Origin of the sequence: Streptomyces sp. MS06, from assembly GCF_047200655.1 — a bacterium.
Lineage (GTDB): Bacteria > Actinomycetota > Actinomycetes > Streptomycetales > Streptomycetaceae > Streptomyces.
This window is the reverse complement of record NZ_JBJZOJ010000028.1, coordinates 42619-67878: the sequence shown is the minus strand read 5'-3', so window position 1 is coordinate 67878 and position 25260 is coordinate 42619. Positions and strand designations below refer to the sequence as shown.

Annotated in this window: 23 protein-coding genes; 11 read left to right on the top strand and 12 right to left on the bottom strand. The window is 74.2% G+C overall.

Annotated features, from left to right (window positions below; genetic code table 11):
• Positions 1-249 precede the first annotated feature (249 nt).
• On the bottom strand, positions 250-2406 hold the full coding sequence (gene cyc2 / locus ACL02U_RS17295) for a germacradienol/geosmin synthase Cyc2 (RefSeq protein WP_412791737.1): 2157 nt from the start codon (positions 2404-2406) through the stop codon (positions 250-252).
• A gap of 219 nt (positions 2407-2625) precedes the next feature.
• Complete coding sequence (locus tag ACL02U_RS17290) at positions 2626-3276, bottom strand: ScbR family autoregulator-binding transcription factor (protein ID WP_412791736.1); 651 nt, start codon at positions 3274-3276, stop codon at positions 2626-2628.
• Positions 3277-4016: 740 nt separating this feature from the next.
• On the opposite strand from ACL02U_RS17290, the gene ACL02U_RS17285 reads away from it, so the two are divergent.
• Both ACL02U_RS17285 and ACL02U_RS17280 read left to right on the top strand, forming a co-directional pair.
• Positions 4017-4664 (top strand): ScbR family autoregulator-binding transcription factor, encoded by a 648-nt coding sequence (locus tag ACL02U_RS17285; RefSeq protein ID WP_412791735.1) that lies wholly within the window; start codon positions 4017-4019, stop codon positions 4662-4664.
• A complete protein-coding gene (locus ACL02U_RS17280) occupies positions 4661-5518 on the top strand; it encodes an NAD(P)H-binding protein (protein ID WP_412791734.1) in 858 nt (285 codons plus the stop codon). Before ACL02U_RS17285 ends, ACL02U_RS17280 begins: the two co-directional genes overlap by 4 nt.
• Positions 5519-5632: 114 nt before the next feature.
• Here the strand turns inward: ACL02U_RS17280 and ACL02U_RS17275 are convergent, their stop codons facing one another.
• From ACL02U_RS17275 to ACL02U_RS17240, 8 genes are all read right to left on the bottom strand, one after another.
• Positions 5633-6589, bottom strand: a complete 957-nt coding sequence (locus ACL02U_RS17275; protein ID WP_412791733.1) for an ABC transporter substrate-binding protein — start codon at positions 6587-6589, stop codon at positions 5633-5635.
• A 241-nt stretch (positions 6590-6830) separates the two neighbouring features.
• Positions 6831-7499 carry an ABC transporter permease gene (locus ACL02U_RS17270; protein WP_412791732.1) on the bottom strand — a complete coding sequence of 223 codons (669 nt, stop codon included), beginning with the start codon at positions 7497-7499 and terminating at the stop codon, positions 6831-6833.
• Positions 7496-8236 carry an ABC transporter permease gene (locus ACL02U_RS17265; RefSeq protein ID WP_412791731.1) on the bottom strand — a complete coding sequence of 247 codons (741 nt, stop codon included), beginning with the start codon at positions 8234-8236 and terminating at the stop codon, positions 7496-7498. The genes ACL02U_RS17270 and ACL02U_RS17265 overlap by 4 nt, the downstream gene beginning before the upstream one ends.
• Positions 8233-9372 carry an ABC transporter ATP-binding protein gene (locus tag ACL02U_RS17260; RefSeq protein WP_412791730.1) on the bottom strand — a complete coding sequence of 380 codons (1140 nt, stop codon included), beginning with the start codon at positions 9370-9372 and terminating at the stop codon, positions 8233-8235. The genes ACL02U_RS17265 and ACL02U_RS17260 overlap by 4 nt, the downstream gene beginning before the upstream one ends.
• A 278-nt stretch (positions 9373-9650) precedes the next feature.
• Complete coding sequence (gene msrB, locus ACL02U_RS17255; protein WP_412791729.1) at positions 9651-10058, bottom strand: peptide-methionine (R)-S-oxide reductase MsrB; 408 nt, start codon at positions 10056-10058, stop codon at positions 9651-9653.
• 14 nt (positions 10059-10072) lie between these two features.
• On the bottom strand, positions 10073-11464 hold the full coding sequence (gene murC / locus ACL02U_RS17250; RefSeq protein WP_412791728.1) for a UDP-N-acetylmuramate--L-alanine ligase: 1392 nt from the start codon (positions 11462-11464) through the stop codon (positions 10073-10075).
• A gap of 196 nt (positions 11465-11660) precedes the next feature.
• Complete coding sequence (locus ACL02U_RS17245) at positions 11661-12134, bottom strand: indole-3-glycerol phosphate synthase (protein ID WP_412791727.1); 474 nt, start codon at positions 12132-12134, stop codon at positions 11661-11663.
• 199 nt (positions 12135-12333) lie between these two features.
• Positions 12334-13155, bottom strand: a complete 822-nt coding sequence (locus ACL02U_RS17240) for a pyrimidine reductase family protein (protein WP_412791726.1) — start codon at positions 13153-13155, stop codon at positions 12334-12336.
• Here ACL02U_RS17240 and zapE point away from each other — a divergent pair.
• The 9 genes from zapE (at position 13154) to ACL02U_RS17195 (ending at position 22927) form a co-directional block, all read left to right on the top strand.
• Complete coding sequence (gene zapE / locus ACL02U_RS17235) at positions 13154-14311, top strand: cell division protein ZapE (protein WP_412791725.1); 1158 nt, start codon at positions 13154-13156, stop codon at positions 14309-14311. The genes ACL02U_RS17240 and zapE overlap by 2 nt on opposite strands.
• A 268-nt stretch (positions 14312-14579) precedes the next feature.
• Positions 14580-15383 (top strand): slipin family protein, encoded by an 804-nt coding sequence (locus ACL02U_RS17230; protein WP_412791724.1) that lies wholly within the window; start codon positions 14580-14582, stop codon positions 15381-15383.
• A 220-nt stretch (positions 15384-15603) separates the two neighbouring features.
• On the top strand, positions 15604-16476 hold the full coding sequence (locus tag ACL02U_RS17225; protein WP_412791723.1) for a polysaccharide deacetylase family protein: 873 nt from the start codon (positions 15604-15606) through the stop codon (positions 16474-16476).
• Complete coding sequence (locus ACL02U_RS17220) at positions 16473-16652, top strand: hypothetical protein (RefSeq protein WP_412791722.1); 180 nt, start codon at positions 16473-16475, stop codon at positions 16650-16652. Before ACL02U_RS17225 ends, ACL02U_RS17220 begins: the two co-directional genes overlap by 4 nt.
• Positions 16653-16876: 224 nt before the next feature.
• Complete coding sequence (locus ACL02U_RS17215) at positions 16877-17605, top strand: peptidyl-tRNA hydrolase (protein WP_412791758.1); 729 nt, start codon at positions 16877-16879, stop codon at positions 17603-17605.
• Between the two features lie 145 nt (positions 17606-17750).
• Complete coding sequence (locus ACL02U_RS17210; RefSeq protein ID WP_412791721.1) at positions 17751-19214, top strand: DUF692 domain-containing protein; 1464 nt, start codon at positions 17751-17753, stop codon at positions 19212-19214.
• A 98-nt stretch (positions 19215-19312) separates the two neighbouring features.
• The gene (locus ACL02U_RS17205) at positions 19313-20179 is read left to right on the top strand and encodes a DUF4142 domain-containing protein (RefSeq protein WP_412791720.1); all 867 of its coding nucleotides are present in this window, start codon (positions 19313-19315) and stop codon (positions 20177-20179) included.
• An 80-nt stretch (positions 20180-20259) separates the two neighbouring features.
• Complete coding sequence (locus ACL02U_RS17200; RefSeq protein ID WP_412791719.1) at positions 20260-21060, top strand: TIGR04222 domain-containing membrane protein; 801 nt, start codon at positions 20260-20262, stop codon at positions 21058-21060.
• Between the two features lie 184 nt (positions 21061-21244).
• Entirely contained in the window at positions 21245-22927 is a 1683-nt protein-coding gene (locus tag ACL02U_RS17195; RefSeq protein ID WP_412791718.1) for an alpha/beta hydrolase, read from the top strand.
• Between the two features lie 17 nt (positions 22928-22944).
• Here the strand turns inward: ACL02U_RS17195 and hemQ are convergent, their stop codons facing one another.
• A complete protein-coding gene (gene hemQ / locus ACL02U_RS17190) occupies positions 22945-23676 on the bottom strand; it encodes a hydrogen peroxide-dependent heme synthase (protein ID WP_412791717.1) in 732 nt (243 codons plus the stop codon).
• A 5-nt stretch (positions 23677-23681) separates the two neighbouring features.
• The gene (hemG, locus tag ACL02U_RS17185; RefSeq protein WP_412791716.1) at positions 23682-25160 is read right to left on the bottom strand and encodes a protoporphyrinogen oxidase; all 1479 of its coding nucleotides are present in this window, start codon (positions 25158-25160) and stop codon (positions 23682-23684) included.
• Between the last annotated feature and the right edge of the window lie 100 nt (positions 25161-25260).

Genomic DNA, 25260 nt, shown 5'->3' with positions numbered 1-25260 from the left:
TGCGGGGCCGACGGGGGCTCCGTGTCGCTGGTGGTCTGCCAGCATCCTGCCCGCCCGGCGGGGCCGACGCGAGCCGGTGGGCGGGATTCCCGCGGGCTCCGCCGGCGGTGCCGGGTGGCCGGCGCGGGGGTGGCCGTCCGGCAGCGGGGAGGGACGCGCGGACCGTGCGGCCGGCGGGTGCGCAGGGCTGCCCTGCGGACCCGCCGGCCGCGGGTGAACGGGACACCGGCGGCGGCCCGGGCAGGCGGTTCAGCGGAGCACCGGGACGGGAGACCGGTCCGGGAGGAATCCGTGCGAGCGGCGGGCCAGGAAGGCCGCCTTGTAGCGGTCGACCTCGCGGTGCCAGTTCAGGATGCCGCTCATCCAGTTCTGCAGCTCGGTCACGTACTCCTCCATCGCCGTACGGGCCTCCGCCGGCAGGGCGAGGTCGTCGTAGAGGACGGGCAGCTCGTGGGCGGTGACGTGTTCGAACTGCTGCATGCGCTGGGTCGTCAGGTCGTGGACGACGCCCAGGGCGGTCGGGTAGTCGCAGCCGAAGAAGTTCTGCACGACGAGGATCGCGTTGTGGATCTCGCCCTCGTACTCGATCTCCTTCTGGTACGAGAAGATGTCGTTGAGCAGGCAGGCGTAGTCGATGGCCGCGTTCTCGAGGGACCGGACCGGACCGCTGCGGTAGACCTCCGGCGGCACGGCGGGCCCCCGGCCCATGCGGCACAGGCTCAGCGTGAGGTCGGAGCCGAAGGTGGCACGGCGCATCTCCAGGTAGTCGACCGGGTCGGGGATGCGGTTCTGCGTCTGGTTGGACAGCTCCCACACCCAGCTCTCGGTCATGGCGTCGATCGCGGTCTTCAGGGTGCGGCGCTGGTCGGGGGTCATCCGGCCGGTGGTGCGCGTCCACAGGTCGGTCAGTCCCCGCTCCATGGCGTTGGCCGGCGGGGCCGCCGCCTCCTTGCCGTCCACCGGCATGCGGGCCGACAGTCGGGCCGTGGTCAGCCGGGCGGCCGCGAGGTCCCGGCGGTGCCCGAAGACGAGCGGGTAGTAGTCGTCCCCGTAGGTGCCCCAGGCGAGCCAAGCGGCACTGAGGTCGAGGGCTTCGGGGGTGGCGTCCGGGTCGAGTCCGGCGGAGCAGAGCGCCAGGTCGTACGCGGCCAGCTTGTCCTCGTCCCATACGCCCTCCTGCAGGATGCCCATCTGCTGCGTCCAGTCGACGAGACGCCGGCGCGCGCCCTCCAGATGCGGGCTGAGCTGCAGCGGGAAGGGCATGTGGAAGTCGGGGATGCGGGACGGGCCGACCTTCTGGAAGGGGACGTGCCGGTAGGCGCGCAGGCGTTCCGCGGCGGCCGAGGCGAGCAGTGCGCCGACGTCGGCGGCGGAGGTGCCGGGACCGGTGGGGGCCTGCCAGGGCGAGGTGGAGCGGGCGCCCTGGTTCATGTACCGGCTGGAGCGCAGATGCCATTCGTGGCCGCCGGACTGCCAGTCCTGCAGTCCCTTGGTGTACGCGGCGACGGCGGCGACCTGGGCGGGGGTGAGGCCGTTCTCCGCGGCCAGCGCGGGTACTTCGGTGAGTGCGGTGTGCTCGAACTGGTGCAGGCGCGAGGTCAGGATGTCGTTGACGGTGTCGGCGGCCTGCTGGGTGGTGCAGCCGAAGAAGGTCTCCAGGACCAGGACCCCGTTGCTGTTCTCCCCCTCGTCCTCGACCTCCCGCTGGTAGGAGAACAGGTCGTTGCGCAGGTGCACGGCGTCGGAGAAGGTCTCCATCAGGACGCGCAGCGGCCGTGTTCCGGCGACCGCCGCGGGGACCTCGGCGGTCGCGTACTCGACCAGTCCGGCCGACCAGGGCGCGCCGCCGACCTTGCGGCGCATCTCGATGTACTCGACCGGGTTGGCGATCCGCCCCTCGTTGATGTTGGACAGCTCCCACATCGACTCGTTGAGCAGGTGCTCGGTGGCGAGGGCGAAGCGGCGTCGCCATTCGTGCGACATCGACGGCACGGTGCGCGCCCACAGGTCGGCCAGGCCCGCCTCGACCGGGTTCTGCGGCTCCGGCACCGGTGCCGACGGGTCCGGGGGCATGAAGAGCGGCAGCCGGTCCAGGTGGGCCCGGCCGGCGGCGCGGTCCTGGGTGCGCTTGAACATGTCGAGGAAGTGGTCGTCGAAGAAGAACACCCACACGTACCAGTCGGTGATCAGCGACAGGGCCGGGCCGTCGCAGTCGGGGTGGGTGTAGGCGCAGAGCAGGCCGTAGTCGTGTGCGTCGAGGTCGGCCTGGTCCCAGATCCCGGACCCTTCCAACATGCCCATGTCGCGCGCCCAGCGCGCCGAATGGGCGCGGGCCTCGTCGACGTGCGGGTTCACCCGCGCGGGGTACGGCATGTAGAAGTGCGGGAGTTCGAACGGCTGGGTCATGGCCGGGCCCTACCCAGCCCTCTCGGGGGACATCCGGCGGCCGGGACATGATCACACCATCGCGTGAATCGGGCGCGAACGGCTGCGCGCGGCACGCCCCGCGCCCGGTGCGGGGCCGGGGCGCTCCGGCCGCCACGGGCACCGGCAACCGCCCCGGCAGGGCCTCCTGTCGGAACGTCGGCTCCCGCCGTCCGGACGGTCGGTCCCGCCCGGACGCACTCACACCGTCGCGGTCAGTTCCCGTTCCAGCCGTGAGGCCAGGGTCAGATAGCGGGGGCGCCGGGGTACCGGGACCAGGCCGCGGATCATCATGTGCCACATCTCGGCGGTCCGGCGCGGCAGTCGGGCGACCGGCTCCAGCGAGCGGCCCACGACGCGGGTACCGACGAAGAAGGACACCAGGGAGTGGGCCACGGCTTCGACGTCGGTGTCCGGGTGGAGGTCCGACTCGCGGACCGCGCCCAGCAGACGGTGCGAGATGATCTCCAGCCACTCGGTGAAGGGGTGCCGCAGCGGGGCCCGGACCGGCATCGGCCCGGTGGCCAGCCGGAGGCCGGCCCGGGCGACGGGGCCCTCGACGGACAGCCGGGTCAGGGCGAAGGTGATGCGGATCAGGCCCTCCAGCGAGGTGTAGCCGCGGCCGTCCACCTCGCCCGTGAGCCGCCGGGAGGCCTGGGACTGCAACTCCATGATGGCGTGGGCGAGATCCTCCTTGGCGGCGAAGTGGAAGTACAGGGCGCCCTTGGTGACCCTCGCGTGCTCGACGATGTCGCTGAGGCTCGTCGCCTCGTAGCCGCACCGGTCGAACAGGTCGGCGGCGGCCGCGATGATCGTCGCGCGGGTCTGCTCGGCGCGTAACTGCCTCGGCATCGACGGGACACTCCTGGGACGGGGAAAGAACGGGTCATGCCGTTTTTTCTGACTCTCCGTACACGATAGCTCACCTCCCCCCGACGTCCGCCAGGTACCCTTCCTCTGCCGACTCGCCCCGGCCGCCGCGCACTTGATCCCGCGGCCGCCGCCCGCCCGAGGCCCGGTGGGGCCGGTACCGCCTGCTCCGCACGGCGATGTCCGGCCCCCCCGGCGGTCGACCGGACGGCTCCCTCCGCCGACGGCGCGGGACGGCACCCGGGGGGCCACTCCGGCGGCGGGTGCCCCGGCCGTGAGTGAGCGGTACGCGGACAGTTGGAGGAAACGGGGGGTGCGGTATCCGAACACGGCGGCGTTCCACCGCGTCTCCGGCGGCCGGGGCTCGGCCGGGGCACCGGCGGCAGGGGCACCAAGTGCCGCCTGCCGGACGCCGTCGGGCAGAGCCGGCGGCCGGACGCCGTCGGCCGGTGCCGGGCGGTGCCGGCGGGGAGGGGGCGGACCAGCTCGTGCACCGGCACGGCAGGGGCTCCGCGGCTGCGCCGATGCGGCGGCAGCGGTCCTCGGCGGCTCTCCCGGCCGCTCCCCGGGGCCGGACTCGGGCGGTCGGGCAGGTCGCCGGCGGGCGTTAGAGTGCGAGGCGACCGGTTTGTTTTTCAATGAGATCAGTCAAGGCGCCGGACACCGGGCCGTCTCCGTACGATCGTGGGGCGGCCGGACGGGGGTGCCGCGGAGGGGCTCTCATGCCACGACAGGAGCGCGCCATCAGGACGCGCCGAGCAATTCTGGAAGCCGCCGGCGCGGTCTTCGACGAACACGGCTACACCTCCACCACGATCGCGATGGTGCTGGAGCGGGCCGACGTCACCAAGGGCGCCCTGTACTTCCACTTCCCCTCCAAGGAGGCGCTCGCGCAGGCGGTGCTGAGCGAGCAGGTGCTGTTCGGCACCGTCCCGCCGCGCGAGTGCAAGGTCCAGGAAGTGATCGACATGACGTACGTGGTCGGGCAGCGGCTGCGGACCGACTCGCTGCTGCGCGGCAGCGTACGGCTGGCGGTGGACCAGGAGACCCCGAGCGGCGTGGATCACGGCGAACCGTTCCGGCAGTGGGCGGATCGGCTCACCGTGCTGATGGAACGGGCGTCGGCACAGGGCGAGTTGCTGCCGACGGTACGGCCGCGCGAGACGGTGGAACTGCTGGTGGGCGGCTTCACCGGCATCCAGTTGATGTCTCGGGCGATGAGCGACCGCAGCGACCTGGGCGACCGTCTGTCCGTGCTGTGGGCCCACATCCTGCCCAGCATCGCGGTGCCGGGACTGCTGCCGGCCCTGGACACCCGCCCCGACCGGGGCGCCCGGCTGCTCACCGAACTCCATCTGGAGGCATCGTGATCGCGTTGACCGGAGCGACCGGAACCGTGGGCGGGCTGGTGACCCGGCAGTTGTCCGGCACGGCTCCGCTGCGGTTGCTGGCCCGCGCACCGGACCGGGCCGCACACCTGGCCGGCGAGCACACCGAGGTGGTGGGCGCCGATCTCGGGGACCCGGCCGGTCTGCGGCGCGCGCTGACCGGCGTGCGGGCCGCACTCCTGGTCACGGCGGATCCGCTGACCCACGACCACGACCGGAACTTCCTGACGGCCGCGCGGGAGGCGGGCGTTCGGCACGTGGTGAAGCTGACGACGCTGTCGGTGACCGAGCCGGACGCCGTCGACCTGGTCACCGGCTGGCAGCGCGGGAACGAGGACCTGGTCCGTGCCTCCGGCCTGACCTGGACGCTGCTCAGGCCCCGCGCGTTCATGTCCAACACCCTGGGCTGGGCGAGCTCGGTCCGTGCCGAGGGCGTCGTCCGGGCGGCGCACGGCACCGCACCGACCGCGGCGATCGACCCGCAGGACATCGCGGCGGTGGCCGCGGCCGCCCTCACCGCGCCGGAGGAGCACGCCGGCCGGGCCTACGCGCTGACCGGCCCGGAACCGGTCACGCCGGTGGAGCAGACGCGCGTCCTGGGCGAACTGCTGGGCCGCCCGCTCCGTTTCGTGGAGCTGACGGAGCAGCAGTTGCGCGCCGGACTGCTGCGGCGCTACCCGGAACCGGTCGCCGGGGCCCTGCTGGAGAGCGCCGCCCGGAGCCGCCGGGGCACGAAGGCGGCGGTGGAGCCGACGGTGGCCCGGCTGCTCGGCCGTCCGGGACGCGGCTACCGGGACTGGGCCGCCGCACACCTGCCGGCCTTCCGCGAGGCCTGACACTACGCCCCGGCCGGGTACGGAGCAGGCGCACCCGCGGCGCGGGTCCCGCGCCGCGGGCGAGGCACGGTCCGCGTCCCCGTCCGCTCCCGCACCGCCCCGCCACGCCACGGCTCAGTCCAGGCCGGCCGACTTCAGCCAGGCCCTCGCCACGTCCAGCGGGTCCTTCTTGTCCAGTTGCACCTGTGCGTCCAGGTCCAGCAGCGCCTTGGTGTCCAGCTTGGCCGACACGGCGTTCAGCGCGTCGACGCCGTTCTGCGGGAGCCCGCTCTTGTACACCAGCGGCTGGACGTTCTCGAAGCCGAAGAGGTTCTGCGGGTCCTGCAGGACGACGAAGCCCTCCTTGCGGATGTTCGGGTCGGTGGTGAAGACGTCCGCGACCTGGACGGTGTTCTGCTTCAACGCCGCCTGGGTGAGCGGGCCGCCCGCGTCGAGCGCCTTGAAGGACTTGAACTGCAGACCGTAGACGTCCTTCAGCCCGACCAGGCCCTGCTGCCGGGTCTGGAACTCCGGGGAGCCTCCGATGACCAGGTCCTTCGCGACGCTCTTCAGGTCGCCGATGGACGACTCGGAGGTCAGGTGGTATTTCTGCGCCGTCGCCGCGTTGACGGTGACCGAGTCCTTGTCCTGCGCCGGCGCGGGCTCCAGCAGGGTGAGGGCGCTGTCCAGCTTCGCGTTGATCGCGGCGGTCGTCGCCTCGGTCGTCTTCGGGGCGGCCTTGGGGTCGAGGTAGGCGAGCAGCGCGCCGTTGTACTCGGGCAGCACGGTCAGGGAACCGTTCTTGATGAGACCGTATGTCGTCTCCCGGCTGCCGATGTTGGGCTTGTAGGTGACCGTGATGCCCTTGGCTTTCAGGGCCTCGCCGTATATGTCGGCGAGCAGGGTGCTCTCGGGGAAGTTGTTGGAGCCGACGACGACCGCGTCACCGGCGGTCTTGTCCTGGTCGAGCGGATTGTCACCGGCGTCGGAGGAGGAGCAGCCCGACAGCAACGCCGTCGTCGCGGCGAGGGCGACGGCCGCCGCGCCGGTGAGTCTCCTGCTGGGCCTGCTGGTCTGGGCGTCATAAGTCACCCTTCTGATCCAAGCCAGCCCGCTGAGAGGCAGTCAAGGGAATTCCTATTACCGATTCACTTCGATGCGCGTCCGGCGGTGACGGTCGTGTGAACACGGCAGACCGTTCTCGGACCGTCGGGCTTTCGTTCCGGTCGGAAGCCCGACGGAACCGACGGACCGACGGACGCGACGGACCGACGGACGCGGAAGGCGCCAAGGGGCGGACGGGCGGAGGAGACGCCGACCGGCGCGGGAGGGCTCAGCCGGCGCGGCGCACCCCGGCCGACACCGTGAGCCGCTCCACCGTCCAGAACACCACGAGCGTCGCCAGGGCCAGTACCGCCACCAGCGTGGCCCCGCCCACGACCTTCTCGTAGTCGTGCTGGTAGAGGCCGTCGATGATGTAGCGTCCGAGGCCGCCGAAGCTCACGTAGGCCGCGATGGTGGCGGTGGAGACGATCTGGATGGCCGCCGAGCGCAGGCCGCTGAGGATCAGCGGGAGCGCGACCGGCAGCTCCACCTGGAACAGCACGCGCACCTCCGACATGCCCATGCCCCGGGCGGCGTCCACCGGGGACGGGTCGACGGAGCGCACCGACTCGTAGGTGGTCACCAGGATGGGCGGGATCGCGAGGACGACCAGCGGGATCATCACCGGCACCATGCCGAAGCCGAGCAGGATGAACATCAGCACGAGCAGCCCGAAGCTGGGCATGGCGCGGGCGGCGGTGGCGACGTAGGCCAGGGCGTTGCCGCCGCGGCCGGTGTGCCCGGTGAGCAGTCCGGCGGGCAGCGCGACGGCGGCGGCGACGGCGAGCGCGGTCAGCGTGTACTGGATGTGCTCCCCCAGCCGGGTGGGGATGCCGTCGTAGCCGTGCCAGCGTGCGCCGTCGGCGAAGAAGGCGTTCATGAAGTGCAGGACGTTCACCGGGCGGCCTCCTGCGGTGCGGGCCGGACTGCGGTTTCGGCGTCGGAGGGCTCCTCGGCGGGACCGGCCCCGCGGGCGCGTCGTGCCGCACCGGAGCCGCGCGGCATCCAGGGGGTCAGCAGCAGCCGTACCGCGACCAGCACCGCGTCCACCGCGATGGCCAGGACGGCGGTGCCGATCACGGAGAGCCACACCAGGCGGGGCTGGTGGTACTTCATACCGTGGTCCAGCAGGTTGCCGAGCGCTCCCTGGTTGCCGATCAGCATGCCGACGCTGACCAGGGAGATGCTGGAGACCGCGGCCACCCGCAGCCCCGCGATGATGGCGGGCGTCGCGATCGGCAACTGCACCTGGAAGTAGCGGCGCACCGGCCCCATGCCCATCGCGGTCGCGGCGTCGAGGGTCTCCTGCGGAACCGAGCGGACCCCGTCCACGATGGACGGGACGAACACCACCAGGCTGTAGACGGCCAGCGGGATCATCACCGTCGTCTCGGTCTGGCCGGTGTAGTCGATGAGGACGACGAAGAAGGCCAGCGAGGGGATCGCGTAGAGCACCGTCGTCACGGCCAGCACGGGCGGGTACAGCCAGCGCATCCGCACGCACAACTGGGCGACCGGCAGCGCGACCAGCAGCCCGGCGAGGACCGGGACCAGCGCCTCCCGCAGGTGCAGGCCGGCCAGGCCCAGGTAGCTGTGCTGGAGGTCGCTGGGGAGGTCGAAGAGGCCCCCGCTCACCGGACCGCCTCCGGTTCCTCCGGCCGGCCCGCCGCGTGGGCGCCGCGGATCGCCTCGCCGATGCTCTGCTGGGAGGCGACGCCGGTGACCCGGCCGTCGGGGTCCACGGCGACGGCCCAGCCGGTCGGCGAGAGCACCGCGCAGTCGAGGGCGGCCCGCAGCGAGTCCCGGCCCGCCACGAACGGCCGCCCGTACGGCAGCAGTCCGGCGCCGGCGGCGTCTGCGCCGCCGGCCGCGAGCCGTCCCGGCTCGGACCAGCCGAGCGGTCGGCCCTCGGGGTCGGTGACCAGGAGGTAGGGGAGGTCCGCGACGGTGCGGGCGGCGATCTGCTCGGCGGGGGCGTCGGCGGCGACGACCGGCGAGGTCAGCAGGTCGAGCCCGTCGGAGGGGAAGAAGGACAGCCGGCGGATGCCGCGGTCGGCGCCGAGGAAGTCCTCGACGAAGGAGTCCGCGGGGTCGGAAAGCAGTTCGGCGGGCGGTGCGAACTGGGCGAGTCGGCCACCGGTGCGCAGCACGGCGACCATGGTGCCGATCTTGACCGCCTCGTCGATGTCGTGCGTGACGAAGACGATGGTCTTGCCGAGGTCCTCCTGGAGGCGCAGGAGTTCGTCCTGCAGGCCCTTGCGGACCACCGGGTCGACGGCGGAGAACGGCTCGTCCATCAGCAGTACCGGCGGGTCGGAGGCCAGTGCCCGTGCCACGCCGACCCGTTGCTGCTGTCCGCCGGAGAGCTGGTAGGGGTAGCGGCGGGCGAGCGAGCCGTCCAGGCCGACCCGCTCCATCAGGTCCCGGGCCCGCGCCCGGGCCTCCTGCCTGCCCCTGCCGAGCAGCCTCGGCACGGTGGCTATGTTGTCGACGATGGTGCGGTGCGGGAAGAGCCCGGCGTTCTGGATGACGTAGCCCATGGACTGCCGCAGGGTGTTGACCGGCTGCTGCCGGATGTCCGCGCCGTCGAGCAGGATGCTGCCCTCGCTCGGTTCGACCATCCGGTTGATCATGCGGAGGGTGGTGGTCTTGCCGCAGCCCGAGGGACCGACCAGGACCGTGATCGACCGGTCCGGGATCTCCAGCGACAGGCCGTCGACCGCCACCGTGCCGTCCGGGTACCGCTTGGTGACTGCTTCCATCCGTATCAAAACGCCGAACGCCCTTCGGGTCTGGCAGTGGCTGGTCGTGGACTCGCTCCGCCGCCCGCGGTCGGCGGGCGGCGGGGGCCGAGTCTAGCTTCCTGTCCTGCGGGTTCCCGAGGGGCGGGCGGCCGGGAGGGTGCCTCTCCCGCTCCGGGGCAGGGGGCGGGTCGGCGGCGCACCGGTCCGCCGGTCCGCCGGTTCCTCCGCAACCCGCCCTTTCCGCCGACCGGTTCGCCGGTTCCTCCGCACCCCGTCCGGTCCGCCGCTCCGTTCCGGTCCGCCGGTCAGTCGCCGGTCGGCGCCATCCGCAGCGCGATGCTGTTGATGCAGTAGCGCTGGTCGGTGGGGGTCGGGTAGCCCTCGCCCTCGAAGACGTGGCCGAGGTGCGAGCCGCACCGTGCGCACCGCACCTCGGTGCGCACCATCCCGTGCGAGCGGTCCTGCAGGAGCTCCACGGCGTCGCTGTCCCGGGGGTCGTAGAACGAGGGCCAGCCGCAGTGGGAGGCGAACTTGGTCTCGGAGGTGAACAGTTCGGCGCCGCAGGCCCGGCAGGAGTAGACGCCCTCGGTCTCGGTGTCGGTGTACTCGCCGGTGAAGGCGGGCTCGGTGCCGACCTTCCGCAGCACCGCGTACTCGGCCGGGGTGAGCTCCGCGCGCCACTGCTCGTCCGGCTTCTCTACGTCGTACGACATGAAGGCCAACCCCTTTACTGCTGCGCGAGACGGTCCAGGATGCGCGGGCCGAGGTCCGTGACGTCGCCCGCGCCCATGGTGAGAACGAGATCGCCGGGCCGCGCCATTCCCGCGACCGCCTCGGGCACCTCGTCCCGGTCGTGCACGGCCGTCACGTCGGCGCCCGCGGCCCGCGCCGCCTCGACGATCAGTTCGCTGGTCACGCCGGGGATCGGATCCTCGCGGGCGGGGTAGATGTCGAGGACGGCTGAGGCGTCCGCCAGGGCGAGGGCCCGGCCCATCTCCTTGCCGAGCTCCCGGGTGCGGGAGAACAGGTGCGGTTGGAAGGCGACCAGGATGCGGGAGCCGCCGGCGGCGGCACGCATCGCTTCCAGGTCGGCGGTCATCTCCGTGGGGTGGTGGGCGTAGGAGTCGATCACCTGGACGCCGGCCGCCTCGCCCTTGAGCTGGAGGCGGCGCTTGACGCCGGTGTAGGCGGCGATCGCCCCGGACAGGTCGGCGGCCGGGATGCCGAGCGCCACGCCCGCCGCCAGCGCGGCGACCGCGTTGAGGGCGTAGTGGCGGCCGGGCACGGAGACGGCGAAGGTCAGCTTCCGGTCGTCCAGCAGGACGGTGACCTCGCTGCGCAGGCCCTGCGGCACGATCGACAGGACCCGTACGTCGGCGTCCTCGGCCTCGCCGTAGGTGACCGTCCGCACCGTGCCGTCCAGCCGTCGCGTCAGCTCGCGGGCGCCGGGATGGTCGGCGGACACCACCAGGGTGCCGCCGGGCACGATCCGCGCCGCGAAGGTCTCGAAGGACTCGTAGATCTCCTCCATCGAGGCGTAGTTGGCGTGGTGGTCGAGTTCGACGTTGAGGACGATGGCGACCTCGGGCCGGTACGCGTGGAAGCTGCGGTCCGACTCGTCCGCTTCGGCGACGAAGATGTCGCCGGTGCCGTGCAGCGCGTTCGAGCCGGGTGCGTCCAGGTCGCCGCCGATGGCGTACGAGGGGTTCAGGCCCAGCGCGCTCAGCGCGACCGCCAGCATCGAGGTGGTGGTGGTCTTGCCGTGGGTGCCCGCGACGGCGATCGGGCGCAGGCCGTCCATCAGCGCCGCGAGGGCGTCGGAGCGGTGCACCACCGGGAGGCCGAGTTCCGCGGCGCGGACCAGCTCCGGGTTGTCCGGGCGGATCGCGGAGGAGACGACCACGCAGGTCGCGTCGTCGGCGAGGTGGTCGGCGGCGTGCCCGATGTGCACGACGGCACCCTGCTCGCGGAGCGCGTCGGCGGTCGCGGACTCCTTGGCGTCACTGCCGGCGACCGCGGCCCCGCGCTGGGCGAGGATCCTGGCGATGCCCGACATCCCGGCGCCGCCGATGCCGATGAAGTGGGGACGGTCCATGGCGACAGGAAGTCCGGGGGCCATGCGTGTTCTCTCCCAGTGGTGCGAGGGGTGGGACTACAGGGGCTGCGGGGGGCTGCGGGGTCCGTGACTTGCGGTTCGAGCGCCGGGACTGCGGGTGGCTGCCGCGGCGTTCGGTGCTCCCGACCGGTGCGCCGGGGGTGCGCCGGGGACCGTACGACACGGGTGCGCTCCCCTCCGCGGGGAGCGCACCCCCAGCCTATGCCTTGCTGTGGGAGAACAGCTTCAGCACCGGTACTCCCACCTTGTGGCGCGCGCGGGAGGCCCAGTCCCGGTGGAAGAACTCCTCCACGTAGTGCGGATCCGTCAGCACGATCACCTCGTCCGCTCCGATCTCCTCCACCAGGGACTTCAGCGCGTCCAGCGGATGGTCCTCGACGAGCCGGCCCTCGGCCGGGCGGCCGGAGGCCCGCAGCGCGGTGAGCGACACCTCCAGGGCCTGCTGCCCCACTCCCTTGGCCGCGTCGCCCTCGGGTGTCTCCCCCTCGCGGGCGGCCTCGTCCAGCTCGCCGAGCGCGATGTCGTCGAGTGCCCGCAGCAGGCGGTCCGCCTGGTCGCCGCGCGGCTGGAGCAGCACGTGGAAGCCGACCTGCTCGTCGCCGTGCAAGGTCGTGACGAATTCCACGTCGGCGGACGTCAGGGCCTTCTCGATCATCAAAACGCTTGTGAACACCAGGCGCCCTCTCTGCTGTCAGGGCTCGTGGCCCTTCTGTCCTGCGTGGGCCGTAGCGGGCCCTGCGGAAACCATCCTGCCCCGTGTTCCCACGGGTTCTGCCGGATTTAGTGTGCCCGGACCACACGAAACGGAACGAAAGATTCCGCCAATGCCTGGCATACGGCGGCCCGGACCCGCTCAACCGCCCCCGGCGACCTCATGACCTGCGGTAACGGGTGAACAGGAAGCCGTCGTCCTCCAGTAGGGACATCAGTGCGAAACGGTGCGGAACGGTGACCGGGGGCCCACCCGCGATGCGCTGCGCGTCACCCGCGGTGAGCGTCGGGGACACCGTGAGACACAGCTCGTCCAGCACGTCGGCGGCCACCAGCCCGCCCAGCAGCCGCGGTCCGCCCTCGGTCAGCAGCCGGGTGTGGCCCAGCTCCGCGAGGGCGCGCACCGCGCGGGCCGGGTCGACTCCGGCGCCGTCACCGGCGATCACGACCCGCGCCCCGGCCCGCTCCGCGGCGGCCCGCCGCTCCGGGGAGGACGCGGCACCGGTCAGCACCAGAGTGGGTACGGAGGGCGAGGTGAACAGCGGGAGCGAGAAGTCGAGGTCCAGGCGGGCGGTGACGACGGCGATCGCCGGAGCCGGCCCCTGCCCCGCCGCCGCGCGCGGCTCGGCGAACTCCGCCCGCGCGCGGGCGGGCCGGTAGCCCTCCTGGCGGACCGTTTCCGCACCGACCACCACCACGTCGGCCAGGGCCCGCAGGGTGCCGAAGACCCGCATGTCGGCGGCGCTGGAGAGGGGCTGCGACCGGCCCTGGTGCTGGCCGGCGCCGTCGAGGCTGGAGACCATGTTGGCGCGCAGCCACGGGCGCCGCCGCCCCGCCGGCGGCTCCGGGTAGGCGTAGGCGGCCGCCAGCTCGGCGAGACTCCACTCGCGGTCGGCTCCGGCGCGCCCCGCCCCCGGGCCCCCGGGCGCCCCGCCGGGGGCCCGGGCTGCTGTCTCGTCGGTCACAGGGAACAGGCGTCGCATGTCGTGCAGTCTGACACGGCGCTTAGCATGGGGAATCGTGTCGTCCTCCCAACCCGCTCCCTCCCCCGCCGCCGGCGTCTTCCCGACAGCCGAAGCGGCGCCGCTCTCCCTGCGCGCCCGTGAGCCGCACGTCCCCGCCGACCGGCTGGTCGCCGAGATGGTGCCGCCGCCCCGGTTCGACTCGGTGCGCTTCGGCACCTACCTGCCGGACCCGAACCAGCCCAGCCAGACCGAGGCGGTGGGGGTCCTGGAGGACTTCGCGGCCGGACTCGGGGGCGCGCACGCCGTCGGCGGCGGCCGGCGCGGCTTCCTCGGCTTCGGCAGGGCCAAGGCCCCGAAGGCGCCGGCCGGCCCCCGCGGCGTCTATCTGGACGGCGGGTACGGCGTCGGCAAGACCCACCTGCTGGCCTCGCTGTGGCACGCCACCCCGGCCGAGCCCGCGCTGAAGGCCTTCGGCACCTTCGTGGAGCTGACCAACCTGGTCGGCGCCCTCGGCTTCCAGCAGACCGTGAAGACCCTCTCCGGGCACCGGCTGCTCTGCATCGACGAGTTCGAACTGGACGACCCCGGCGACACCGTCCTGGTCTCCACCCTCCTGGGCAGGCTGGTCGACGAGGGCGTGGCACTCGCGGCCACCTCCAACACCCTGCCCGGCAAGCTCGGCGAGGGCCGGTTCGCCGCGGCCGACTTCCTGCGCGAGATCCAGGGGCTGTCGGCGCGCTTCCGCACCCTGCGCATCGACGGCGAGGACTACCGCCACCGCGGGCTGCCCGAAGCTCCGGCCCCGCACTCCGACGAACAGGTGACGGAGGCCGCCTACGCCACCGCGGGCGCGTCACTCGACGACTTCCCGGGCCTGCTGGAGCACCTGGCCAGAGTGCACCCGAGCCGGTACGGCGCACTGACGGACGGGATCCGGGCGGTGTGCCTGACCGACGTCCGTCCGGTGCCCGACCAGTCGACCGCGCTGCGGCTGGTGGTCCTCGCCGACCGGCTCTACGACCGCGAGGTGCCGGTCCTCGCCTCGGGACTGCCCTTCGACCGGCTGTTCGGCGAGGAGATGCTGAAGGGCGGCTACCGCAAGAAGTACTTCCGGGCGATATCCCGGCTGACCGCGCTCGCCCGCGACGCCAAGGGCCTGGTCGAGGCCGGCTGACGACCGCCGTCCGGCCGGCCCTCGCGGCTCCCGGGGTCCGGCCGGTCGGGCCGGACCCCGCCGGAGTGCACCCCCCGGCCTCGCCTGCCCGCGATCCCGGAGAACCGGGCGGTCCGGCACCGCACCGCAGGCCGCGCCCCACCGCGGCTCACCGCAGCCCCGAGCCCTTTCCCCACCCCGGTTCCCGGGCCGGGACGTGCCTCGGCCCGGGAACCGGGCATATCGTTGCAGAAGCAGGCGAAACGAACCTCTGAGCGAGGGGGCCGTGATGCTGCAGGACCTGGTGACGGCGGTCGTGGCAGCCGGCTGTGCGGGCCTGGTGTACCTGGCCGCGGCGGCAAGGGTGGTCAAGCAGTACGAGCGCGGTGTGGTCTTCCGCCTGGGCCGGCTGCGCGGGGACGTGCGGAAGCCGGGACTCGCGGTCATCGTGCCCGGCGTGGACCGGCTGCGCCGGGTCAACCTGCAGATCGTGACGCTTCCGGTCCCGGCTCAGGAGGGCATCACCCGGGACAACGTCACCGTGCGGGTGGACGCCGTCGTGTACTTCAAGGTGGTCGACGCGGCCGCCGCCGTCGTCAACGTCGAGGACTACCGGTTCGCGGTCTCCCAGATGGCGCAGACCTCGCTTCGGTCCATCATCGGCAAGAGCGACCTGGACGACCTGCTGTCCAACCGGGAGAAGCTCAACCAGGGCCTGGAACTGATGATCGACAGCCCGGCGATCGGCTGGGGCGTCCAGATCGACCGGGTGGAGATCAAGGACGTGTCGCTGCCGGAGTCGATGAAGCGGTCCATGGCCCGGCAGGCCGAGGCCGACCGCGAACGCCGCGCCCGGATCATCAACGCCGACGCCGAACTCCAGGCGTCGAAGAAGCTCGCGGAGGCCGCGCAGCAGATGGCCGACACCCCGTCCGCGCTGCAACTGCGGCTGCTGCAGACGGTGGTGGCGGTGGCCGCGGAGAAGAACTCCACCCTGGTGCTGCCCTTCCCGGTGGAACTGCTGCGCTTCCTGGAACGCGCCCAGGGCACACCCCTCACGGCCCCGGCTCAACCACCACCACCGGAGGCCTGACCGCGACCGCACGGCATCACGACCGCACGGCTGCAAGGCAGCACGACCGCACGACCGCGGGCCGACCGGTCGGACCCGGGCAGCAGGCCGCAGACCGCCCCGGCGCCCCCTGCGGGGCGGTGGGCGGTGCGGGCGGGCCGCGACGGCCGCCCGGGTGAACCCGGTGCCCGCCGGGGCGCGCCGGATGAGGCGCGGGACAGGGCGTTCATAGCTTCATACGGTGATCGCTCACGTACGCCGCCTCACCGCCCTGTGCACCCTGGCCGCCGCCCTCACCGCCTGCGGCAGCGCCCCGGCGCCCGCACCGCAGCCGGCCCGCCCCGCGCCGTCGGCCGCCTCCCCGGTCGCCCCGCCGCCCACGCTCGCCGCCGGCCCCGCGGGCCTGACCCCCGTCTTCGTCCACGGTCCGCGGACCGGCCACGGCAAACCCCTCGCCCTCACCTTCGACGCGGACATGACCGCGGACGAGGGCGACCGGGCGGCGGCCGGCGAGCACTTCGACAACCCGGGGCTGATCGCGGCGCTCAGGGCGCTGAAGGTGCCGGCCACGGTGTTCATGACCGGGCGGTGGGCCGATCAGTACCCGGCGCAGGCCCGGTCCATCGGCCGGGACCCGCTGTTCGAGGTCGGCAACCACTCCTACAGCCACTACGCCTTCACCGACGACTGCTACGGGCTTCCCACGGTGTCCGCGGACCGGATGCGGGCCGACGTGGAACGGGCGTACACCGCCTTCCGCAAGGCGGGCGTCCCGCATCCGATGCCGTACTTCCGCTTCCCGGGCGGCTGCCACGACCGGCGCGCGCTGAAGGCGATCGGCGCGACCGGGGTGACCGCCGTGCAGTGGGACGTGGTCGGCGGGGACGCCTTCGCGACGGACGCGGACGCGGTGATCCGGCAGGTCCTGGACGGGGTGCGGCCGGGTTCCGTCGTCGTGCTGCACTGCACCCGCAGCGCCGCCCCGACCACCGAGCGGGTGGTGCGGACGGTGGTGCCGGAGCTCCGCGCGCGGGGCTACCGCCTGGTGAAGGTGTCCGAGCTGATCGGAGCCGCGGCCGGGTCCGCGCCGACGCACCCTACGCTGGGCGCATGAGCGAGGACTACTGCACGAGCGGGCCGGTGCGACGGACGCCCGCGGCGGACGGGCCGCCGTACGCGGAGTGCGTGCTGTGCCGGGAGCCGAGCGAGTACCCGGAGTCGTACCGGGGCATCACCCTGTGCCCGCGCTGCGAGTGGCAGGAGGCGCAGCGCACCGCCTGTTCGGGGTGACGCGACGGGAACCGGACCGGGCGCACGGCGCGTACGGGCCGTGCCCGCCGGCCCGGCTCGCGCCGCTCCCGGCACCACTCGGGCCGTACCGCCGCCCCCGGCGCCACGCAGGCCGAAACAGCCCGCGCCGCACCGCCCGCCCGGAACGCCGACGCCGTACAACCCCTCCCACGCCTCCCGTACCGCTCGTACCGCCCGTCCTCCGTTGCGGCCGGGTTGGCAGACTGGACGGCGTGAACAGTGAACCGACGCCCGTCCAGGACAGCCCCTTCCGTACGGAGCCGACCGCGCGCGACCTCGCCCCGCAGCACGTGCTGCCGCTGGTGGTGCGGATCGAGCGGGCCGCCCCGCCCGGCCGCACGGACGCCCTGGAGACCGCCGCGCGTGCCGTGCTGGTGCTGCTGGACGACGAGCGTTCGGTGGGGGACGGCGCCTGGGCGCAGGCGGTGCGGGACTGGCAGGACGCGCGGATCCGCAAGGTGGTCCGGCGGGCGCGCGGCGCCGAGTGGCGCCGGGCCGAGGCGCTGCCGGGAACCACGGTCACCGGCACGTCGGCCGAGGTGCGGGTGTACCCGCCCGTGCCGCTGGACGGGTGGCCCCGGGAGCTGGCGCGCCTGCAGGTGTCCGGCACCGACCTGGACGACCCCGAGCCGCCCGCCGCCCCGGACCCGGACGGCCCGGTGCTCTGGCTCAACCCGGACGTGCGGATGTCGGCCGGCAAGGCGATGGCCCAGGCCGGCCACGGCGCCCAACTCGCCTGGTGGGAGCTGTCCGCCGCGGAGCGCACCGCCTGGCGGGACGCCGGATTCCGGTTGGCGGTGCGCACCGCCGCGCCCGACCGGTGGCACCGGCTGACCGGGGCGGGGCTGCCGGTGGTGCGGGACGCGGGCTTCACCGAAGTCGCGCCGGGCAGTTGCACCGTCGTCGCCGACCATCCGGCGCTGCGCCGGTAGCGCTTCGTCGGGTTCCGGCCCGTCCGCGGCTAACGAACCTCAAATGTTGCTCTGAACCGTCCCGAACCGCGGTTGGGACCGAACCGCCGGGGCCATACCCCCGTCACCGGGCAGGAGGGGTGCCGGCGAGCAGGAGGAGGGGGCCATGCTGCGTCTGGGGACGGGTATCGGATGGCGGCCGGAGATCGCGGAGGCCGTGGAGGCCATGCCGGGCGTCGACTGGGTCGAGGTGGTCGCGGAGAACGTGTGCCCCGGCCACCTCCCGGACTCACTGGCCCGGCTGCGCGAGCGGGGCGCGGTGGTGGTCCCGCACGGCGTGTCGCTCGGCCTGGGCGGCGCGGACCGGCCCGACGAGCAGCGGCTCGCCGCGCTCGCCGAACGGGCCGAGGTGCTGGGCGCACCGCTGGTGACCGAGCACATCGCGTTCGTCCGGGCGGGCGGCCGGCTGACCGCCTCGCCCGGGCTGGAGGCGGGCCACCTGCTGCCGGTGCCGCGTACCCGGGACTCCCTGGACGTGCTGTGCGCGAACATCCGCGCCGCACAGCAGGCGCTGCCGGTTCCGCTGGCCGTCGAGAACATCGCCGCGCTCTTCGCCTGGCCGGCCGAGGAGCTCACGGAGGGCCAGTTCCTGTACGAGCTGGCGGAGCGTACCGGGGTGCGGCTCCTGGTCGATGTGGCGAACCTGCACACCAACCACGTCAACCGCGGTGAGGACCCGGCCGAGGCACTCGACGACCTGCCGCTGGAGGCCCTCGCGTACGTCCATGTCGCGGGCGGCGTCGAGCGGGACGGCGTCTGGCACGACAGCCACGCGCACCCCGTGCCGAAACCGGTCCTCGAGCTCCTGACCGACCTGGCGTCCCGGGTGTCCCCGCCGGGCGTCCTGCTGGAGCGGGACGAGGACTTCCCCGAGCCCGCGGAGCTGGAGCGGGAGCTGGCCGGCGTGCGCGCGGCGGTGGCGGCCGGCGGCGGCGCACCGCCGCCCGCCACCGCCACCGCGTCGGGTCCGGACGCCGCCCTGTCGGCGCCGGTCCAGCCGGTCCCTCCGGCCCAGCCGGCCCCACCGGTCACGCTGGTCACGCCGGCCCCACCGGCCCCACCGGTCACGCCGGTCACGCCGGTCACGCCGGTCACGCCGACCCCGTCGGGCACACCAGTCGCACCGGTCACGCCGCCCCCGCCGGATTCCCCGGACGCCCCCCGGCAGCGACTCGCCCTCGCGCAGACCGCGCTGCTGTCCGCGCTGGTCGCCGGGACCCCGGCGCCCGAGGGCTTCGACCGGGTGCGGCTGGGCGTGCAGGCCCGCGCCCTGGCCGCCAAGAGGGCCGCAGTGGTGGCGAAGGTGGCTCCCGAACTGCCGGACATCCTCGGTGGCGCCTACCGGCCCGCCTTCCTCGGCTACGCGCACGGCCGCCCGATGGCGGGCGGCTACCGGCGCGACGCCCTGGACTTCGCCGAGTGCCTGCTGCGGGACGGCCTGCCCCAGGACGCGAGGACGCGTCGGCGGCTGCGGGAGTGGTGGCTGGACCGCGCCGGTCCCCGCCCCCGCTCGCACCGGCCCGCAGCACGGCTGGCCCGCGCGACGCGACGGGTGCTGCTGCGCCGCTGAGAGGTCGCGGTACCGGGTCCGGGGCGGTCCGGGGAGCGCAGTAGTATGCCGACCCCCGCACCCGAAGCGCAGTGGCGTGCGGCGCAGCAGGAGGCATCATGCGACCGCGAACCCCGACCGACCGCCGAGGCGTCCTCGTCGGCACCGGGCTCATCATCGGCTGCCTGACGGCGACCCTCGTCGCGCTGATCTACCCCGTCTGGTCGTACACCGACCGCTCGGGCACGGGGGCCGACCCGCTCACCGCGCAGAGCGTGGACACCCCGTACGGGCCGCTGTCCGCGCTGGACCGGGAGTTCGTCACCGCTGTCCGGCTGGCCGGGCTCTGGGAGCTGCCCGCCGGCGAGCAGGCCGAGCACAAGGGCACCACGCAGGCCGTGCGCGCGGCGGGCCGGCGCCTGGTGGAGGGGCACACGGTCCTCGACGAGCGGGTCCGCGACGTCGCCTCCCGCCTCTCCCTGTCCCTGCCCAACACGCCCACCTCCGGGCAGAAGCGGTGGCTGCGGGAGTTCGACACCGCTCAGGGCCCGGACTACGACAGCAGGTTCGTGAACGTCCTGCGGCTGGCGCAGGGCGAGGAGTTCCCGCTGGTCGCCCAGGTCCGCGCCGGAACCCGCAACTCGCTGGTGCGGGGCCTCGCCGACGTCGCCGATGCCGGTGTGCTGGACCAGATCCAGGTCCTGGAGTCCACCGGGTACGTCGACTACGAGGCGCTGGCCGAGGATCTCGACTCCGCGGGCTCGTCGGCGCGCCCCTCCCCCGCGCCGCCCGCTCCGGCGACCGACCCGGCCCCGGCGATCCCGGTGATGCCCTCGGGAACGCCGCCCGACACACCGCCGGCAGCGACGTCCGCACCGGCCCCGTCCGCCTCCGCCGCGTCCTCGGCGACGGCGTCCGCGCCGTCCCCCACGCCCTCGTTCCCCCTGCCGCCGCCCGCGTCGAGCCCTCCGCCGTCCGGAACCTGAGGCCCGCCATCGAGGGCCGCGCGATCCGCATGGTGAACGAGGCATGGCGCGGGCCGGTGCCCCTGGCATAGAAACGCGGCATGCTCTGGCTCCTCTTCCTGCTGCCGGCCTGGGTCCTCGCCGGCACCGTATGCACCAGGCTGTGCCTTTCCGCGGCCCGCGCCACCGCCGTGGACACCGGCGGCGCGAACACCTCCGCCGCGGACACCGGCACCGCGGGCCGGGACCGCACGCTGACGCTCTACGAGGCGGCGTTCCTGGCCGGCGGCCCGACCCGCGTCGCCGATCTGACGCTGGTGTCGATGGCCCGCCAGGGGCGGCTGCTGCTGGCGCACACCGGCTGGGCGACCGTGGTGGACCCGCATGCCCGGGACGACATGGAGCTCTCGGTCCTCGGGGCGATAGGCCCGCAGGGCCAGTCCCGCATCGCCCCGGTGCGGTCGGCGGCGGCAGCCGCCGACGCCGTGGGCCACCTCGCCGACCGGCTGGTCCGGGCCGGGCTGGCCGCGCCGGACGGGGACCGGGCCTCGGTCGCGGCCTGTGTCCGCCAGGCGCGGGCCGCCGCGGTGGCCGTGGCGGTGACGGCGGCGGCGGCTCTGCTCGGCCCGGCGCCCACGGACGTACCGCGCACGCTGGTGGCCCTGTGGTTCGCGCTGCCGCTCGTCCTCACCCTCGGCTGCCTGGCCATGGCCCGGGCCGAGGTGCACCCGTACCCGCACTGGGCGTCCCCGGCCGGGCAGCGGCTGCTGGGCGCGCTCGCTCGGCAGTCCGACAGGGGCGACGAACGGGACATGCTGGCCGCGGTGGCCGTACGCGGGATACGCGCCATCGGCGAGCCGGAGCTGCGGGCCGCCTTCGCCCACCGGGAGCACACCCCCTGACCGATCGGGCCGCTCCCGCCGGCCCCGGAGTACCGGGCTGCTCTCCGGCGGCCTGCACCCGGACGCTCGGGCTCGGTGGCGCGCCGGGGTCACCCGCGGCGACACCGCCCGACGGTGCTTGCCTTCCCCCGCATACGCCCGAAACATCCCTTTTGTTGCTTTCGCGTACGGAAGGGAACCGCCCATGCGAGCTGCCGCCGTCCTCTCCTCGGCCGCCGCCGGGTCGCTGCTGCTGACCGCCCTGGCCGTCGTCCCCGGCGCGGCCGCCGTCCCCGCCGGCGGCGCGCAGGGCGGCGGGACGGCGGCCACCGCCGCGGCGCGGAGGGGCGGCACCACGGCCGCAGCCGCGGCCGAGACGCGCGGCACCGCGGTGGCCGCCGCGCGGGCCGCGGCCGCCGGTGTCGACTTCGGCGGCTGCTTCGGCGCCCAGGACATGCCCGGCAGCATGCAGTGCGGCACGGTGCGGGTTCCGCTCGACTACGCGCACCCGGACGGACGCCAGATCGACCTCGCCGTGAGCCGGGTGCGGGCCACCCACCGCGACCCGCGGGGCGGCCGGTCCGTGCCGGGGCAGGGCGCGCTGGTGTTCAACCCGGGCGGTCCGGGCGCCGACGGGATCTACTTCCCGCTCGTCGGACTGCTCCCGGAGTGGAAGCGCCTCGCGGCCGCCTACGACCTCGTCGGCTACTCCCCGCGGGGCGTCGGGCGTTCCGCACCGCTGTCCTGCCAGGACCCCCGGGACTTCCTCCGCGGGCCCTCGCCGGCGCCCACGCACCCCTCACCGGCGTACAAGCGGAAGCGGATCGCACGGGCGAAGGCGTACGCGCGGGGCTGCGCCGAGCGGGCCGGGGACACGCTGCGCCACTACGACTCCGTCAACAACGCCCGCGACCTGGACGTGCTGCGCGCCGCGCTGGGCGAGCACCGGCTGACCTTCATGGGCGCCTCCTACGGCACCTACTTCGGTGCGCTGTACGCGACGCTGTTCCCCTCGCACGTGCGGCGCATGGTGTTCGACGCCCCGGTCGACCCGGGCCCTGCCCGGATCGGATACCGCAACAGCCTCGCCCGTTCGGCCGCCTTCGAGGGCCGCTGGGCGGACCTGCGGGAGTGGATCGCCCGGCACGACGACGTGTACGGGCTCGGCACCACCGCCGAGGAGGTGCTGCGCAGCTACCGGCGGGCGCGGCAGCGGCTCGCGGCCGACCCTGCGGGCGGGACCGTCGGCCCGGGCGAGTTGCAGGGGATGCTGCTGCAGGCCGGCTACTACGACGACTACTGGCCGCAGCGGGCGCGGGCGCTGTCGGCGTATCTGCGGGGCGATCCGGAGCCCCTGATCGAGCTGGCCTCGCCGGTGCGGGAGGCTGCGGCCGAGGCGGAGAACGCCAAGGCCGTCCGCACCGCCGTCGAGTGCAACGACGCCCCCTGGCCGAGGGACTTCCGGGTCTGGGACCGCGACAACACCCGGCTCGCCCGGGTGGCACCGTTCGAGACCTGGGACAGCGTGTGGGCGCACCTGCCCTGCGCCTACTGGCCGGCGCCCAGGCGGCGGCCGCTGGACGTGCGGACCGGGCCGGGCGAACTGCCGCCCGTGCTCGTCCTGGCCGCGGAACGGGACGCGGCCTCGCCCTACCGGGGCGCGCTCGCCCTGCACCGGAGGCTGTCCGGTTCGGTGCTGGTGACCGAGCGGGGCTCCGGCACGCACGGCGTCGCGGGCGGGCCGAACGGCTGCGTCAACGGCTACCTGGACGCCTACCTGCTGGACGGGCGGCTTCCGGAGCGGCGCGCCGACTGCGCACCGCATCCGGAGCCCGAACCCGAGCCGGAGGCGGAGCCGGGACCCCGGGCCGCCCCCCGCGGGAACTGATCAGGCGCGGGAACCGATCAGGCGAGGCCCGCGACCAGCTCCGCCAGGTCCTTGCGGCGGCCGGTGTAGAACGGGACCTCCTCGCGGACGTGCATCCGGGCCTCCGAACCCCGCAGGTGGCGCATGAGGTCGACGATGCGGTACAGCTCGTCGGCCTCGAAGGCGAGGATCCACTCGTAGTCGCCGAGGGAGAACGAGGCGACCGTGTTGGCACGCACGTCCGGGTAGCCGCGGGCCATCTTGCCGTGGTCCGCGAGCATGCGGCGGCGGTCCTCGTCCGGCAGCAGGTACCAGTCGTAGGAGCGCACGAACGGGTAGACGCTCACGTAGTTGCGGGGCGTCTCGTCGGCGAGGAAGGCCGGGATGTGCGCGCGGTTGAACTCGGCGGGGCGGTGCAGCGCCATGTTCGACCAGACCGGTTCCAGCGCGCGGCCGAGCCGGGTGCGGCGGAAGAGGTTGTACGCCTCCTGGAGCTGGTCGCTGGTCTCCGCGTGCCACCAGATCATGACGTCGGCGTCGGCGCGCAGTCCGGACACGTCGTAGGTGCCGCGGACCGTCACGTCCTTCGCGGCGAGCTGGTCGAACAGCTCCTGGACCTCCTCCGCGTAGCCGGCGCGGTCCTCGGGCAGCACGTCCTTCAGCCGGAAGACCGACCAGAGCGTGTAGCGGATGACCTCGTTGAGGTCCTTGGCCAGCTTGCCCTTGTTCGGGATCCGTCCGGGCGCGGTGGTGGGGGCGTCGTCACTCATGGGTCTCATTCTCCCGCTCCGCCGTGCAGGCTCTGCACCGGGTGGGCGGTCAGCTCGCGCGCGGCGCGGTCGTCGCCGCCGAGCCGGTCCGCGGCGGCGTGGGCGCCGGCGATGCACGCCGGGATGCCGACCCCGTCGTACGGGGCGCCGCACAGGGCCAGGCCGGGCAGCCGGTCGACGTGTGCGCGGATGCGGGCCACGCGGGCGTGGTGCCCGACCGGGTACTGCGGGAGGCCGTCGGTCCAGCGGGTGACCCGGGTCGCGATCGGGGCGGCGGACAGTCCGGTCGCCTCCCGCAGGTCGTGCCGGGAGACCGCGACGAGGGCGTCGTCGTCGCGCTGCAGGACCTCCGTCTCGCCGTGCCGTCCGACGGAGGTGCGCAGGACGACGACGCCCGGGTCCTGGTCGGCGATCCAGCCCCACTTCTGCGAGGCGAAGGTGGACGCCTTGATCGTGCGTCCGTCGACGGGCGGCACCAGGAAGCCGCTGCCCCCGGGCAGGTCGGCCTCGGCACGGCGGTAGGCGAGGGTGATCAGCGCCATGGAGGCGTACTCGACGGCGCGCAGTTCGGCGGCGGCCCCGGGGGACTCCGGGGCGAGCAGCCGGGCGGCGGCCGGTGCGGGTACGGCGACGACGACGGAGTCGGCGTGCAGCACCCGGTCCCCCGCGGTGACCCGCCAGCCCGCGGGTGCGGCGCGCCGCAGGCCGGTGACGGGGGTGCCGGTGAGGATCTCGCCGCCCCCCGCGCGGACCGCCTCGGCCACCGCGAGCGGCAGCCGGCCCACTCCGCCCTCCAGGCCGAGGAAGACGGGGCCGGTCTGCCGGCGGGCGGCCGCCTCGGCCTGGATCTCGCGGACCGCGGCGGTCAGCGAGGTGCTGGTCTGCGCCGCCCGGAAGAGCTGGGGGACGGTGGAGCGCAGGGAGAGGCGGTAGGCGTCGCCCGCGTAGACCCCGCCGAGGAGCGGTTCGACCAGCCGGTCGACGACCTCGCGGCCCAGCCGGGCGGCCACGTACTCGCCCACCGCGACGTCGTCGCCGACCTCGGTGCGGGGCAGCTCGGCGTCCTTCTCGATGCGGGCCAGGCCCTCGTCGGTGAGCAGGCCGGCAAGGGCGGCGGCGGTGCCGGGCACGCCCATGACGTGGCCCTTCGGCATGGGCCGCAGCGCTCCACGGGTCCAGATCGAGGCCGTGGCGGTGGCGGGCGGCCGCAGGTGCTCGCCGAGGCCCGCGGCGCGGGCGAGGGCGACCGCCTCGGGGCGCCGGGCCAGCATGGACTCGGCACCCAGATCGACCCGCACGCCCGCGATCTCACCGGGCATCAGTTTGCCGCCGACCCGTTCGGAGGCCTCGACGACGGTCACCCTGGCGCCCCGCTCCAGCAGCCGGTGCGCGGCGGCCAGCCCGGCGATCCCGGCCCCGATGACGACGACATGGCCCCCGGCCGCACGACCCGCCCGGTCCGCGCCCGCACTCGCTCCGTTCATGCCCCCACCCTCTCAGACCCGGCCCGCAGCGGAGCCGGGGGCCCGCGGAGCGCCGAGTCCGGACCGTGACCGGTTCGGGACCGGGTCGGGACCGGCTCCG